This is a genomic window from Bradyrhizobium sp. ORS 285, from assembly GCF_900176205.1.
Classification (GTDB): domain Bacteria; phylum Pseudomonadota; class Alphaproteobacteria; order Rhizobiales; family Xanthobacteraceae; genus Bradyrhizobium.
Genome location: NZ_LT859959.1, coordinates 2,836,331 through 2,849,838, shown reverse-complemented (window position 1 = coordinate 2,849,838; position 13,508 = coordinate 2,836,331). Strand labels below are relative to the sequence as shown.

The 13,508-nt window shown below is 63.0% G+C and carries 10 protein-coding genes and 2 pseudogenes; 7 read left to right on the top strand and 5 right to left on the bottom strand.

Annotated features, from left to right (window positions below):
* Window positions 1-7: 7 nt before the first annotated feature.
* Both BRAD285_RS12875 and BRAD285_RS36680 read right to left on the bottom strand, forming a co-directional pair.
* Window positions 8-589: a (2Fe-2S)-binding protein gene (locus BRAD285_RS12875; RefSeq protein ID WP_006612618.1), complete on the bottom strand. Its 582-nt coding sequence runs from the start codon at window positions 587-589 to the stop codon at window positions 8-10.
* The gene (locus BRAD285_RS36680) at window positions 546-701 is read right to left on the bottom strand and encodes an alpha helical protein (protein ID WP_083846409.1); all 156 of its coding nucleotides are present in this window, start codon (window positions 699-701) and stop codon (window positions 546-548) included. Before BRAD285_RS36680 ends, BRAD285_RS12875 begins: the two co-directional genes overlap by 44 nt.
* Before the next feature lie 426 nt (window positions 702-1,127).
* On the opposite strand from BRAD285_RS36680, the gene BRAD285_RS12865 reads away from it, so the two are divergent.
* The 4 genes from BRAD285_RS12865 (at window position 1,128) to BRAD285_RS12850 (ending at window position 5,494) form a co-directional block, all read left to right on the top strand.
* On the top strand, window positions 1,128-2,060 hold the full coding sequence (locus BRAD285_RS12865; protein ID WP_244422243.1) for an FUSC family protein: 933 nt from the start codon (window positions 1,128-1,130) through the stop codon (window positions 2,058-2,060).
* A gap of 273 nt (window positions 2,061-2,333) precedes the next feature.
* Window positions 2,334-3,212 carry an NADP-dependent oxidoreductase gene (locus tag BRAD285_RS12860; protein WP_244422245.1) on the top strand — a complete coding sequence of 293 codons (879 nt, stop codon included), beginning with the start codon at window positions 2,334-2,336 and terminating at the stop codon, window positions 3,210-3,212.
* Window positions 3,213-3,285: 73 nt separating this feature from the next.
* Entirely contained in the window at window positions 3,286-4,740 is a 1,455-nt protein-coding gene (locus tag BRAD285_RS12855; RefSeq protein ID WP_050886887.1) for an aldehyde dehydrogenase family protein, read from the top strand.
* A gap of 19 nt (window positions 4,741-4,759) precedes the next feature.
* Window positions 4,760-5,494, top strand: a complete 735-nt coding sequence (locus BRAD285_RS12850) for a DUF4396 domain-containing protein (RefSeq protein WP_006612622.1) — start codon at window positions 4,760-4,762, stop codon at window positions 5,492-5,494.
* 683 nt (window positions 5,495-6,177) lie between these two features.
* Here the strand turns inward: BRAD285_RS12850 and BRAD285_RS12845 are convergent.
* Window positions 6,178-6,423: pseudogene (locus BRAD285_RS12845) on the bottom strand (conjugal transfer protein TraD).
* A 171-nt stretch (window positions 6,424-6,594) separates the two neighbouring features.
* Between BRAD285_RS12845 and traA the strand changes: the two are divergent.
* The 3 genes and pseudogenes from traA to BRAD285_RS12830 all read left to right on the top strand — a co-directional run bounded on the left by traA (window position 6,595) and on the right by BRAD285_RS12830 (window position 10,387).
* On the top strand, window positions 6,595-9,606 hold the full coding sequence (gene traA, locus BRAD285_RS12840) for a Ti-type conjugative transfer relaxase TraA (RefSeq protein WP_006612624.1): 3,012 nt from the start codon (window positions 6,595-6,597) through the stop codon (window positions 9,604-9,606).
* A 74-nt stretch (window positions 9,607-9,680) separates the two neighbouring features.
* A pseudogene (locus tag BRAD285_RS12835) lies at window positions 9,681-9,946 on the top strand (helix-turn-helix transcriptional regulator).
* A gap of 144 nt (window positions 9,947-10,090) precedes the next feature.
* Window positions 10,091-10,387 carry an AlpA family transcriptional regulator gene (locus BRAD285_RS12830; RefSeq protein WP_083846410.1) on the top strand — a complete coding sequence of 99 codons (297 nt, stop codon included), beginning with the start codon at window positions 10,091-10,093 and terminating at the stop codon, window positions 10,385-10,387.
* On the opposite strand, the gene BRAD285_RS12825 is transcribed toward BRAD285_RS12830, so the two are convergent.
* Window positions 10,341-11,597, bottom strand: coding sequence for a tyrosine-type recombinase/integrase (locus tag BRAD285_RS12825; protein ID WP_035646902.1), 1,257 nt, complete (start codon window positions 11,595-11,597; stop codon window positions 10,341-10,343). The genes BRAD285_RS12830 and BRAD285_RS12825 overlap by 47 nt on opposite strands.
* Before the next feature lie 292 nt (window positions 11,598-11,889).
* Window positions 11,890-13,494 (bottom strand): glutamine-hydrolyzing GMP synthase, encoded by a 1,605-nt coding sequence (gene guaA / locus BRAD285_RS12820; protein WP_006612628.1) that lies wholly within the window; start codon window positions 13,492-13,494, stop codon window positions 11,890-11,892.
* Window positions 13,495-13,508: the final 14 nt, after the last annotated feature.

The window sequence follows — 13,508 nt, the reverse complement described above, 5'->3', positions numbered from 1 at the left end:
AGAGGCCTCAGCTTGAGATCGCGTCGTCGGCGCGAGCCGACACGACGGACTGGATAGCTTCCACGATCCTCGGATAGGCGGCGCAACGACAGAGATTGCCACTCATGTAGTCGCGGATGTCCTCGGCCGATCCTGCGTGGCCCTCGGCGATGCAGCCGATCGCGCTCAAAATCTGACCCGGGGTGCAATAGCCGCATTGGAAGGCGTCATGGTCCCAGAACGCCTGCTGCAGCGGATGCAGCGGCTCGCCTTCCTTTGAAAGACCTTCGATCGTTGTGACCTCCTCGTCGACAGTCGCCGTCAGCATCAGACAGGACAGCACGCGCCGGCCGCCCACCAGCACCGTGCAGGCGCCGCACTGACCGAGGTCACAGCCCTTCTTGGTACCGGTCAATCCGAGAGCTTCGCGTAGCGTGTCGAGCAGCGTGGTGCGCGGATCACAGGACAATTCGTAAGGATGACCATTGATGACCAGCGACAATCTCACGGAATGCTCCTCGTAGAAGTGGAATGACGATCGCCGTCGCGCATTGTTTTGCGCGAACTCATCGAGGCTCATTGCGCCGTGTGTCGAACGTCGCATGACCACAGTGGGAGCACTTCGGGATTTTGTGCCCCTTCGTCACGAGGGTCGTTTGGTGACAACGTTCGCAGCGGAAATCGCCGGTCTCTTCTGCCGTCTCTCCAGCATGAGCAGCCATGCCGCGCCTCCTCGCACCGCCTGTCCAGATTTGACGACCAACGACAAAACGTCGTGAGGGTTTCTATCCAACGGCGCAGGATTGGCGCATGCCCAGGAACGACGATGCGACGAACAGGTTTGCCCGCAAGGCCGGATTGCTCCGCACCCGAGCGATCCAGTGCCCCCGTGCTTGGCAATCCAGCATGAAGGTGGATTCCGCAACAATGACTGGAATAATGCGACTCATCGCAATGGACGTCTGCGACAGCATTGGTCGCCGCGCCCCCCTTTGACACCCCGCGCAGTGGAACAGCGAAAGTCACTGCTGAGCACCGCCTTTGAATTCAGATGGTCGGCTGTCCAGCTCGCAGCTGCCAACGTGTCAACGATCGCCGTCGCCGCCTGTCTTCTCGTCGCACTTTTCTCAGGATCCCCGCAGTGCGGAATGGCCGCGACGATGGGAGCGTTTCCGACCGGATTTGGCGCTCATCAGCGACTATCCCACCTGCGCTCTGCTCCCATGATCCTGGCCGGTTTCGGCATGGGCGTGTGCGGCTTCCTTGGCGCAATCCTGTCCGACAGCCTGCTTGGAAGTGCTCTCGTCGGCGGCGGCATCGCAGCGATTTGCGGCTTCGCTACGCAGTATGGCCAAGCGCCGTGGTGGTTGACCCTGCAGTGGTCGATCGCATTTCTGCTTGCCGCCCGCGGTCCACCCGAGCTCCCGGCCGCGCTGATGCGAGGCTCGTTGGTCTTTGCCGGTGCAGCTTTGCAGACCCTTGTCATCGTCGTTGCCTGGCATTGGCACCCGTTCGGCGCAGCCAGTGACGTCCCTCGAGCAGAGGCCACACCGCCAAGCTCGAGGCTCGGCTGGCTGGTCCAGCTCTTCCGACGCGTGATCAGCGGACAAGCTGGGCTGCGCTATGCCGCCATTGCGGGCGGGACGGTCAGCGCGGCGATCCTGATCGAGCGCCATCTCGGTTTGGGCAACGGATATTGGGTGCCGATGACGGCCCTCATCATTCTGCAACCCAAGCGGCGCGACACTCTGGTTCGCACCGCTCAACGCATTGCCGGAACCTTCCTGGGAGCGATCTCCGCGACGCTCTTCGCAGTGATCGTCAGGCCGGACGGCATTATCCTGGTTAGTTGTGTCATCGCGCTGGCGTGGGCAACATATGCCGTGCAGCGTGTCAATTACGCTGCCTTTTCGTTCGCGATCACGTCCACTGTCGTTTTCCTGATCGCGCTGACCGGATTACCCGAACCGGATGCGGCCCGGCGACGCACCATCGCCACCGCGATAGGCGCCGCGTTGGCCGTGGGTTGCAGGTATCTGGCTGGTCCGGATTCTTCAATCGAGCCCAGTCAGCAGAAATGACTGCTGCTCCGCGTCCCGCAATCGGTACGCTCCCGTACGTCCATCCTCATTGTCTTCTCTCTCGCACCTCGCGACCTGCAGCGGTCTGCCCGCGAGGTTATTCAGAAGAGTTGCGAGCAGGGCCCCCGATCTTCGATCGTTTGGAACGGCCGTCTTTCCGGCTCATTAGGCCCGACGGAAGCTCATCGCCTCGTCCAAGGAATCACAATCATGCACGCGGTCAGTATCCACTCGTTCGGCGGCCCTTCCGAACTGGTGTTGGACGATATGCCAATGCCCCAGCCCGGCGAAGGCGACGTGCTCGTTCGCGTGCGGGCAGCGAGCGTCAACCCGGTCGACTACAAGACCCGTTCCGGCGGCTATCCGGCAGTCAAACAGGAACAATTGCCGAAAGTCCTCCGACGCGATGTTGCCGGATTGGTCGAGCGTGTCGGCGATACCGTCACGCGGTTTCGCACCAGCGATGCCGTGTATGCCATGCTCGATCGCGAGGTCGGCGGCTACGCGGAGTTCGTGCGCGTCCATGAGGCTGACGCGGCGAAGACGCCTGACGGCATCGACTTCGTCAAGGCCGCTGCCGTCCCTCTCGCCGCTTTGACGGCGTGGCAGGGCTTGTTCGATCACGGCCACCTCAAGGCCGGGCAGAGAGTATTGATCCATGGTGGATCGGGCGGCGTCGGACATTTCGCGATCCAATTCGCCAAGAATGCCGGTGCGTGGGTTGCGACCACCGTCTCGGACGTGGACGTCGAGTTCGTCCGCAAGCTCGGGGCGGACAAGGCGATCGACTACAGGAATGAACAATTCGAGGACGCTGTTCAGGACATCGACCTGGTATTCGATCTGATCGGTGGCGACACCCAGGACCGGTCCTGGACCGTGCTGAAGCGCGGTGGCGCCCTGATTTCCACATTGCAGAAGCCTGATCAGGACGAAGCCGAACGCCGCGGCGTGCGCGCCACCAACTACATGGCCGAGCCGAGCGGAGCGCAACTCGCGGAGATCGCGCGCCTGATCGAGACCGGCAAGGTGACCGTCGTGATCGACTCGACCTTTCCCCTGCAGGACGTCGGCAAGGCGCACGAGCACATGGAGCACGACCACGTGCACGGCAAGGTGGTGCTGCAGGTTGCCGGCAAGAGAGCTCATTGACGTCAGTGACACGCGCGACAGATCCGTGCCGGAGGACTCCCCCTTGCCATTCAATCATGATGGACTGGATCGCATGCTCATCGGCGGCACGTGGCGCGCCGGGAGCGGTACGGATCGAATTGCAGACAAGGATCCGTTCACGGGCGACACACTGCTGGAGATCGTTGAAGCTGACGAATCCGACGTGCAGGCCGCCTACTCCGCCGCCGTCACGGCTCAACGCGATTGGGCCGCCGCATTGCCCTCCGAACGCGCTGCGGTCATGCAGCGCGCGGCGGATGTCATGGTCAAACGCCGCGAAGAGATCGTTGGCTGGCTGATCCGTGAGGCGGGCTCGACCCGGCTGAAGGCGAACCTGGAATGGCAGGCTGCGCAGGCCGTGATGCTCGCTGCGGCATCGATGCCTTACATGGTGGAGGGGGCGATCCTGCCCGCCGACATTCCCGGCAAGGAATGCCGCGTCTACCGCAAGCCGGCCGGGGTGGTCGGCGTGATCAGCCCGTGGAATTGGCCGCTGCAGCTTTCCAATCGCAGCGTAGCTCCGGCCCTGGCCGTTGGTAATGCCGTGGTTCTCAAGCCGGCCAGCGACACGCCGGTCAGCGGCGGGACCCTGCTCGCCAAGATCTACGAGGAGGCCGGCCTGCCGGTAGGTCTGCTGAGCGTCGTGGTCGGCTCGGGCGGACGGATCGGCTCCGCTCTGGTCAAGAACCCCGCCGCTCGCGTGATCTCGTTCACCGGCTCCACAAGCGTCGGCCGCGGTATCGCGAGGATGGCGATGGCGGACGCGGACATCATCAAGCGCGTCGAACTGGAGCTTGGCGGCAACGGCCCGTTCGTGGTGCTCGAGGACGCAGATCTCGATCTGGCCGTGCGGGCTGCCGTGTTCGGCAAGTTTCTTCACCAGGGGCAGATCTGCATGATCACCAACCGCTTCATCGTGGTCGACGCCGTCTACGATGAGTTCGCGGAGCGATTTGCTGCGGCGGTCCGCCATCTCAAGGTCGGAGATCCACAGCAGCCCGACACGATGATCGGTCCGATCGTCAACCGCCGTCAATTCGAGGCGATCAACAAGCTGATCTCCTCGGCCCGCGCCGGCGGCGCCCGCGAGCTCGTGGGCGGCGAGCCGGAGGGTCTCGTGATCCAGCCGCACGTCTTCGCCGACGTCACCAACGACATGGAGATCGCCACCAACGAGATCTTCGGACCCGTCGCACCGCTCATCCGCGTGCGCGATGAGGAGGATGCCTTGCGGACCGCCAATGCGACCACCCAGGGCCTGAGCGCATGTGTGTTCACCCGCGATCTCGCACGTGGTGCACGCTTCGGCCAGCGGATGGAAGCGGGTATGGCTCACGTCAACGACCAGCCTGTCCTCGATCTGCCGAACAATCCGTTCGGCGGCGTCAAGAATTCGGGCATTGGCCGCTTTGGCGGCAAATGGGCCGTCGCGGCCTTCACGACAGATCAGTGGATCACCGTGCAGCATCTGCCGCGCACCTACCCGTCAGATAGCGCCGGTCAATGACAGCAGGCGGACGCGTCCCTTGATTCCGGATTGGCTGCACATTCTCTCTCTCGTCTTTCTGGTCCTGGGGGTCGTATGCGCCCTGATCATCGCGATCGATGTGGTTCGCCATCCGCAGCAGATGTGGATCATGGATGTGGTCTGGCCGGTGACCGCATTGTTCGGAAGTGTCTGGGTCGTCTGGCAATATTTCGCTTATGGGCGGCTCGCGACCCAGAAAAAGATCCATCGCGCCAAAGCGCAGGGCGAGAAGCCGCCGAACACGCGGCAGACTCCATTCCCGATCATGGTCGCCAACGGCTCCCTTCACTGCGGCAGCGGATGCACCCTCGGGGACATCATTGCCGAATGGCTCGCCTTCGGCGTTCCCGCCGTGGCCGTCGCGTTCGGCTGGAAAAGCCTGTTCTCGGAAAAGATGTTCGCCGTCTGGATCCTCGACTTCCTGCTCGCCTACGGCTTCGGAATCCTCTTCCAGTACTTCACGATCGCGCCGATGCGGGGCCTGTCGCTCAGAGAGGGGCTCATCGCAGCCGCCAAGGCCGACACGATCTCGATCGCGTCCTGGCAGATCGGCATGTACGGCTTCATGGCATTCGCCAATTTCTACATCTTCCGGCACGTGCTCGGTGCCCGGCTGGAGGTCGACACCGTCGAATTCTGGTTCATGATGCAGATCGCCATGCTGTTCGGCTTCGCCACGTCGTATCCGGCCAACTGGTGGCTTCTCAAACGGGGCTTGAAGGAGAAGATGTAGCGACGCGTGCTGCTGTCGGCGGCGCAACGTTTCCCACGCTGATCGCTCCCACGGAATGTGTACGGTTGCGGACACGATCCGATCCGGTACCCGCCGGGCGGACGGCTCGCGCGAGCGGCCGACCAGCATCTGGTCCGCCACGCTCATCTTCGCCAACGACAAGCTCTGACGGATCCGGTCCCTCGACGATCATGAAAAAGCGACCAGCCGTTTCACGGCCGCAAGTCGACACGAACACATCGGACTTGTCAGCGGCAGCAGTAAGAAAGCGCCAGATGGCGACTACGGTTGATTTGATTGACGAGCACAGTTCGTTCTCGGCCCCAGTGCTGGCCTACTTTAATCAGATCGAGCAACGGCTAGCAGCGACTTCAACATGCGTCCGGCCATATTCTGCCGGGCGTCAACCGTTGTGAGCAGATCATCTCGAATCTCCAGTAGTCAAGGGCGTTGTCGCGCTTGATGGCGCTATTGAATGTGACAGGAGAGGCCAGTCGGTAGTCATCTTCACACGCGGAGCTCGTCTGTTGTTTAATGACGCTCGCTCGCAAAGCCTTTACTTCGAAACCATCTGGTCGATATTGAAGCCGTCGGCGATCCGAAGCGCGGCGTGTATCTCTTCAGCGCTCCGTGGAAAGGTTTGTTCTGATCCCTCAAATTCGCGCGATTTTTCGAACTGTTCGTTAGAGCGCATTTCGGTGCGACTGACTTTGAAAAGACGCGGCCCCGCGTTTGGCCCATGCCTCCTCTTTCCGGCCTCCTTCGTCTCGGCTAACACGATCAGTACGCCAGCCAGTTCATCGGCGCTGAGCGCGTCAGCCCCCGTTGCGATCACCAATTCGCTGAGCTGGCGTACCTTGCGGGTTTCAGCTCGCGTGCCTTCTGTTCGAGGGCCTGTAGGTCGCGTCGAAGTCCCTTGATTTGCGCATCGTCGCCTCCGTGAGTGTCGATGGAGAAATGATAATCGAGGGCCCAGCATAATGCTGTAAGGTCATCAGGACGGCCTGAGATGCCGTAGTCCCTCCGGAGATTTTTTCGAGGGAGGGCGCGCTTATACGTCGTTCCGACGTACGCTTCGCTGTGCCAGTGATTGGATCGCGATGGCGATCTATCATCTTCACGTCAAGGTCATTGGCCGGAAGGCCGGGAGCAGCGCGGTGGCTTCAGCCGCCTACCGCTCCGGCTCGCGGCTGCGCGATGAACGGCTCGGCCGTGATCAGGATTTTTCCGGCAAGCGCGGCGTCGTCCATTCCGAGGTGATGCTGCCGGAGAATGCGCCGGAGGCCTGGAGCGACCGCGAGCGGCTCTGGAACGATGTCGAAGCGTCCGAGGTCCGCAAGGACGCGCAGCTGGCCCGCGAGGTCGAGTTTGCCCTTCCGCGCGAGCTGAGCGAGGCGCAGGGCATCGCCCTGGCTCGGGACTTCGTTCAGAGCGAGTTCGTCGATGTGGGCATGGTTGCTGATCTCAATCTGCATTGGGACAGGGCCGACGACGGCATGCCGAAGCCCCATGTCCATGTGATGCTCACGATGCGCGCGGTCGACGAGAACGGCTTTGGCAAAAAGGTCCGGGGCTGGAACCGGACAGAGATGGTCGAGCGCTGGCGCGAACGTTGGGCCGCGCTCGCCAACGAGCGGCTGGCCGAGCTCGACATCGACGCGCGGATCGATCATCGCAGCCTGGAAGCTCAAGGCATTGCGCTGGAGCCGCAAAGCCAGATCGGCGCGCCGGCGAAGCGGATTGAAGGTCGGGGCATTGCGAGCGAAGGGTCTGAGGCCGATCGGGCCGAGATGCACCGCGAGATCGCGCGGAACAACGGCGCGCGGATCATCGCCGATCCGTCGCTTGGACTGGACGCCATCACCCAGCAGCAATCGACCTTCACCCGCCGCGACCTGGCAAAGTTCGCGCACCGGCACAGCGACGGGCTCGACCAGTTCAACGAGGTCATGGGTGCGATGCAGAGAGCGCCCGATCTGGTCGAGCTCGGCAAGGATGGGCGCGGCGAGGATCGGTTCACCACCCGCGGAATGATCGGGACGGAACAGCGCCTGCATCGGGCCGCTGAACGGATGGCGGATCGGTCGCGCCATGAGGTGCGCGATCTCGACCGCCAAGCCGCTTTGGTGGGTGCGCAAGCGCGTGGCTTGGTGCTGTCGTCCGAGCAGGCCGAGGCGCTTGCGCACGTTACGGATGGACGCGATCTCGGCGTCGTGGTCGGCCATGCCGGGACGGGAAAGAGCGCCATGCTGGGAGTGGCGCGGGAGGCGTGGGAAGCGGCCGGCTTCGAGGTCCGGGGCGTGGCGCTGTCCGGCATTGCCGCAGAAAATCTCGGAAGCGGATCGGGCATTGTGTCGCGCACGATCGCCAGCCTGGAGCATGGCTGGGAACAGGGCCGTGATCTGCTCAATTCGCGCGATGTACTTGTCATCGACGAGGCAGGAATGGTCGGCACGCGCCAGCTCGAGCGCGTGCTGTCGCATGCGGCCGAAGCCGGTGCCAAGGTGGTGCTCGTCGGCGATCCGCAACAACTGCAGGCGATCGAAGCGGGTGCTGCCTTCCGCTCCATCCATGAGCGTCACGGCGGCGCCGAAATCGGTGACGTGCGCCGTCAGCGGGAAGACTGGCAGCGCGGCGCCACGCGCGATCTGGCGACCGGCAAAGTGAGCCATGCGCTCGAGACCTACCGCTCCCACGGCATGGTGCATGAAGGCGAGACCCGCGAGCAGGCGCGCGGCGATCTGATCGAGCGCTGGGATCGCGAGCGGCAGGCGTCACCGGATCGGAGCCGGATCATCCTGACCCACACGAACGGCGAGGTCCGCATCCTGAACGAAGCGGCACGCGAACGGATGCGGGCTGCGGGTGATCTCGGCAACGAGGTGCATGTGACAGTCGAGCGCGGCGCGAGAACATTTGCCAGCGGCGACCGCATCATGTTCCTGCAGAACGAGCGCGGGCTTGGCGTTAAGAACGGCACGCTCGGGACGATCGAGCAGGTCAGCGCGCAATCCATGACCGTGCAGACCGACGATGGCCGGTCCGTGCGCTTCGATCTGAAGGATTACAACCGGCTCGACCATGGCTATGCCGCGACGATCCACAAGGCGCAGGGCATGACGGTCGACCGCGTCCATGTCCTGGCGACGCCCGGCTTGGATGCCCACAGCAGCTATGTCGCGCTTTCGCGGCACCGCGACGGGGTGGACATGCATTATGGTCGCGATGATTTTGCCAATGCGGACCGGCTCAGCCGCGTCCTGTCGCGCGACCGCGTCAAAGACATGGCCTCGGATTACGATCTTGCCGATCCGGTCCAGAGCTACGCCGAGCGGCGCGGGATCACGTTCGGCGAGCGCGTGGCCGAGATTGTGCGCAATCTCGTGCCCGAGAAGCTGCGCGACATGCTCGACGGCCTGCGCTCACCTGCAGATACTCTCGGAGCGGATGACGGACGGCGGCCAGGGCGGGACACGCCGGAACGGGAAAGCAGCGGTAGGGCAGCCACCGGGCGCGATATCGGCAGGCCGGAACGCAAGGTCGCGGCGGACCCGGAAAAGGACATACGCCGGTTGCGCACCCGAGCGCTCGTGCGCCATGCCCGCGCTGTGGACGCCATCTTCACGGCGCAGGAGATGGGTGACGCAGCCAACCCTGCGCAAATGAAGGAGCTGCAGGAGGCCCGCCGAGCTTTCGAGGACGTGCGGCCCTTTGGCTCGCACGACGCCGAAGCCGCCTACAGGAGAAACCCGGAGCTCGCTCGTGAGGCGGCCGGTGGTCAGGTCAGCCGGGCTGTGCGCGCGCTCCAGCTGGAAAGCGAACTGCGCATGTATCCGAGCCGCCGCGCCGACCGTTTCGTGGAACGCTGGCAGAAGCTCGATCAGGCCAGCCGGCGCCAGTACCAGGCTGGCGACATGGCCGGCTACAGAACCACACGCTCTGCAATGGGCGACATGGCCAAAAGCCTCGAACGCGATCCGCAACTGGAATCTATCCTTGCGAGCCGCAAGAACGACCTTGGCATCCCGTTCGAATCGGGCCGCCGGCTCGGCCAGCAATTGGCCTTCGCTCATGGCATCGACATCGGTCGAGGCCGAGGGCTCGGATTGTGACTCACCTGTTTGCCGCCGCCTCTGCGCTCGCTTGGCGACGCGCTAGATCCTCTTGTCCACCTGCAACTGTTGGCCTGTCTACTCTCAGTAGGCGTCAGGAACAGCCAGCAAGAGGCAGCGAGACCAGACGCGAACCAGACCGCATTATCCGGATAAAGAGCGTCCTGGCTAGGACCGGGCTGTCCCGGTCGACGATATACCGCGAGATCGCCGAGGGCACGTTCCCGGCCCGGCTCAAGGTCAGCACCAACGCGGCCTATTGCATGAATCCGAAATCAACCGATGGATCGCAGATCCGATCGGATGCCGTCCAATGGCCGAGTTCGATAAAGTCCGGTGATTCTTCCGCCTCGAACCCGCTAGAGCAGCCGATTGCTTTCATTCGTTGGCAGGCACTTCCGATTGCTGCACCGATAAAGGTATCGCTGTTCATTCGAGTTGAATCGAATTCAGTTGCTGCGTTTGGCAGACAGGGGGATCGCTCATGGCTCACCAGGAAGGCACGGTACTAAGACGAACAATCCGGCGGCATCAGCTCCGCGAAATGGTCCCTCTCGCCGACAGCACCATCTACGAGATGGAGCAGCGCGGCGAATTTCCGCGACGCTTCGCCCTCTCTCCTCGCTGCGTCGTGTGGGACCTGAGCGAAGTGGAAGCTTGGCTTCTGCAGCGCCGGAGCGCGCCCCTCACCCGCGCTCCGCATCCAGACGTAAAACTGCGACGAAACCGTCCCGTCAAAGGGCAGGATCGGGCTCGAAGATCGGCATCGAAGGCGGACTGAGGGTTGGCGAGTACTTTTGACCTCCGACCCATGCGTCGATGATGTTCGACCACTCCTGCATCATATGCCGGCGCTGCAGCTCGTACTCCGCCTTGTTGTAGACCCCACGTGACGAACGACCATCCTCGTGCGCCAGGCACTTCTCGATCCAATCGCTGTTGAACCCAAGCTCATTGAGCAGCGTCGACGCTGTCCGCCTGAGGTCGTGGACCGTGAAATGTTCGAGCGGCAGCCCCTCTGTCCGAGCGCGCTCGACGACCGCGGTGGTGACGCGATTGAAGGTCGCCCGTGACATCGTGCTGTCGGCATCATACCGGGACGGAAACACATATCGCGAATTGCCGGCGCAGGTCTTAAGCGCGATGAAGATATCGAGCATTTGTCGCGAGAGGTACACGTTGTGCGCCTTCGACCGCTTCATCCGCTCCTTTGGGATGGTCCAAACGGCATTCTCGAAGTCGACCTCGTCCCACGTCGCATCCTGCAATTCGCTTTTCCGCACCATGGAGAGAAGATAGAGCCTGACGCCTAGCCGGATGGTCGGGAGCGTCGCAACGTGCTCCAGCTGCTTGAGCATGATGCGGATCTCTGACGGCGACAGCGAGCGATCGCGAGGGACGAACTGCGCGATCGAAGATGGTCCAACGTCGTCTGCAGGATTGGCGACCTTCTCGCCGTGCAGAATGGCAAAGCCGTAGATCTGCTTGACGATGTCGCGGACGTGAATCGCAGTTGCCGGCGCGCCCCGCTCAACGATGGCCGCACAGTGCTTTCGCAAATCGTCTGGCGTGATTTCCGATAAAAGCCGCTTGCGCCAAGGTGGCAACAGCTCGCGCTCGAAGATTGAACGACGCATCGCCCGCGTGCTGTCCGCCATCGGAGCCGCCGTAAGCCACTTCTCACCGAACTCGCCGAACGCCTTGGCTTCCATCAGGCGCCGTTTGGCGCGCTGCTTCTCGATGGCTGGCGACCGCCCCTCCTTGATGGCGCGCCTGGCGTCGATGCAGAGCTCTCTTGCTCGCGCAAGCGACAGGTCGGCCGGACCGTATTTGCCGAAGGTGATGGTTTCCCTGCGTCCGTTCATACGGTAGTCGAGCCGGAAGGAGATCGAGCCCTTCGTACTGACGAGGACGTACATGCCGTCCCGATCCGTCACCTTGTAGGACTTCTCTTTTGGTCTCAGGTGCTTAAGCGCAGCATCGGTCAGCATTTGTCCGCCTTCTGGGTTCGATACCGTCATGCCGTTTTCGGCCGCGGATCTGAAGGAAAGCGACGCTATTTCAATCGGTTGGACCAAAAAAAATACCGTCAGGGCTCATTTCGAGCTGACGGTATTGATCAAAACGGGATGAGAATAAGGTAGCCCATGCCGTCAAACAGTCCGGCACCGGAGACCTTGGTCCACCGATAGTCCGCGATAGGTGCCGGCAAATTTTATTTTTCGTTTCAGGCAGTTAGAGCGTAGATTTGAGTAGATCCGGCTAGCTCTGGCTAGCCGCGAATTATTCCCACTCAATCGTCCCCGGCGGCTTGCTCGTCACGTCGTACACCACCCTATTCACGCCCTTCACCTCGTTGATGATGCGCGTCGCCGTGTTCCCCAAAAACTTCATATCGAATGGATAGAAGTCCGCCGTCATGCCGTCCGTCGAGGTGACGGCGCGCAGGCCCACCACGTAGTCGTAGGTGCGGCCGTCGCCCATGACGCCGACGGTCTTGACGGGGAGCAGCACGGCGAAGGCTTGCCAGATGGTGTCGTAGAGGCCGGCTTTGCGGATCTCGTCGATGTAGATGGCGTCGGCCTTGCGCAGGATGTCGAGCTTGTCTGTCGTGATCTCGCCGGGGCAGCGGATGGCGAGGCCGGGGCCCGGGAACGGGTGGCGGCCGACGAACACGTCGGGAAGGCCGAGCTCGCGGCCGAGCACGCGGACCTCGTCCTTGAACAATTCGCGCAACGGCTCGACCAGCTTCATATTCATACGCGCCGGGAGGCCGCCGACATTGTGGTGCGACTTGATCGTCACCGAGGGGCCGCCGGTGAAGGAGACGCTCTCGATCACGTCGGGATAGAGCGTGCCTTGCGCCAGGAAATCGGCGCCGCCGATCTTCTTTGCTTCCGCCTCGAACACGTCGATGAAGAGTCGTCCGATGGTCTTGCGCTTCGCTTCCGGGTCGGTGACCCCTGCGAGCTCGCCGAGGAACAGCTTCGAGGCGTCCACATGCACCAGGGGGATGTTGTAGTGGTGCCTGAAGAGATCGACGACGGTCTCGGCCTCGTTGAGCCGGAGCAGGCCGTGGTCGACGAACACACAGGTGAGCTGGTCGCCGATCGCCTCGTGGATCAGCACGGCGGCAACAGCGGAATCGACGCCGCCGGAGAGGCCGCAGATCACCTTGCCCTTGCCGACCTGCGCGCGGATCTTCTTGATCTCCTCGTCGCGGAAGGCGTGCATGGTCCAGTCGCCGCCGAGGCCGGCGATGTTGCGGACGAAGTTGCGGATCAGCTTGGCGCCGTCGGGCGTGTGCACCACTTCGGGGTGGAACATCAGGCCGTAATATTTGCGCGTCTCATCCTGGATCACGGCGAAGGGCGCGTTCGGCGAGACGCCGGCGACCGAGAAGCCCGGCGGCATCTGGGTGATGCGGTCGCCATGGCTCATCCACACCTGGTGCTGCTCGCCCGGCTGCCAGACGCCGTCGAACAGCAGGCTGTTGGTTTTCACCTCGACGTCGGCGCGGCCGAACTCGCGGTGGTGGCCGCCCTCGACGGTGCCGCCGAGCTGGGCGGCCATCGTCATCTGGCCGTAGCAGATGCCCATCACCGGGACGCCGGACTCGAAGATCAGCTGCGGGGCGCGCGGCGAGCCGGCCTCATGGACGGATTCGGGGCCGCCGGATAGGATCACGGCCTTCGGGTTCATCTGCCGGAAGGCGGCCTCCGCCTTCTGGAACGGCACGATCTCGCAATACACGCCGTCCTCGCGCACCCGGCGCGCGATCAGCTGCGTGACCTGGCTGCCGAAATCGACGATCAGGATCTTGTCGTGGAGCGCGGCCACGGAGGTGTCGGTGGCGGCGGCGGTCGGGGTGTTGGCTGGGGCTGTCATGGCAAGGAATTACG

Bases quoted from the DNA above. Each gene is read 5' to 3' on its own strand.
- BRAD285_RS12855 (WP_050886887.1), top strand. From the start codon at position 3,286: ATGCTCATCGGCGGCACGTGGCGCGCCGGGAGCGGTACGGATCGAATT.
- BRAD285_RS12860 (WP_244422245.1), top strand. From the start codon at position 2,334: ATGCCCCAGCCCGGCGAAGGCGACGTGCTCGTTCGCGTGCGGGCAGCG.
- BRAD285_RS12830 (WP_083846410.1), top strand. From the start codon at position 10,091: ATGGCTCACCAGGAAGGCACGGTACTAAGACGAACAATCCGGCGGCAT.
- guaA (WP_006612628.1), bottom strand. From the start codon at position 13,494: ATGACAGCCCCAGCCAACACCCCGACCGCCGCCGCCACCGACACCTCC.
- BRAD285_RS12825 (WP_035646902.1), bottom strand. From the start codon at position 11,597: ATGCTGACCGATGCTGCGCTTAAGCACCTGAGACCAAAAGAGAAGTCC.
- BRAD285_RS36680 (WP_083846409.1), bottom strand. From the start codon at position 701: ATGGCTGCTCATGCTGGAGAGACGGCAGAAGAGACCGGCGATTTCCGC.
- BRAD285_RS12865 (WP_244422243.1), top strand. From the start codon at position 1,128: ATGGCCGCGACGATGGGAGCGTTTCCGACCGGATTTGGCGCTCATCAG.
- traA (WP_006612624.1), top strand. From the start codon at position 6,595: ATGGCGATCTATCATCTTCACGTCAAGGTCATTGGCCGGAAGGCCGGG.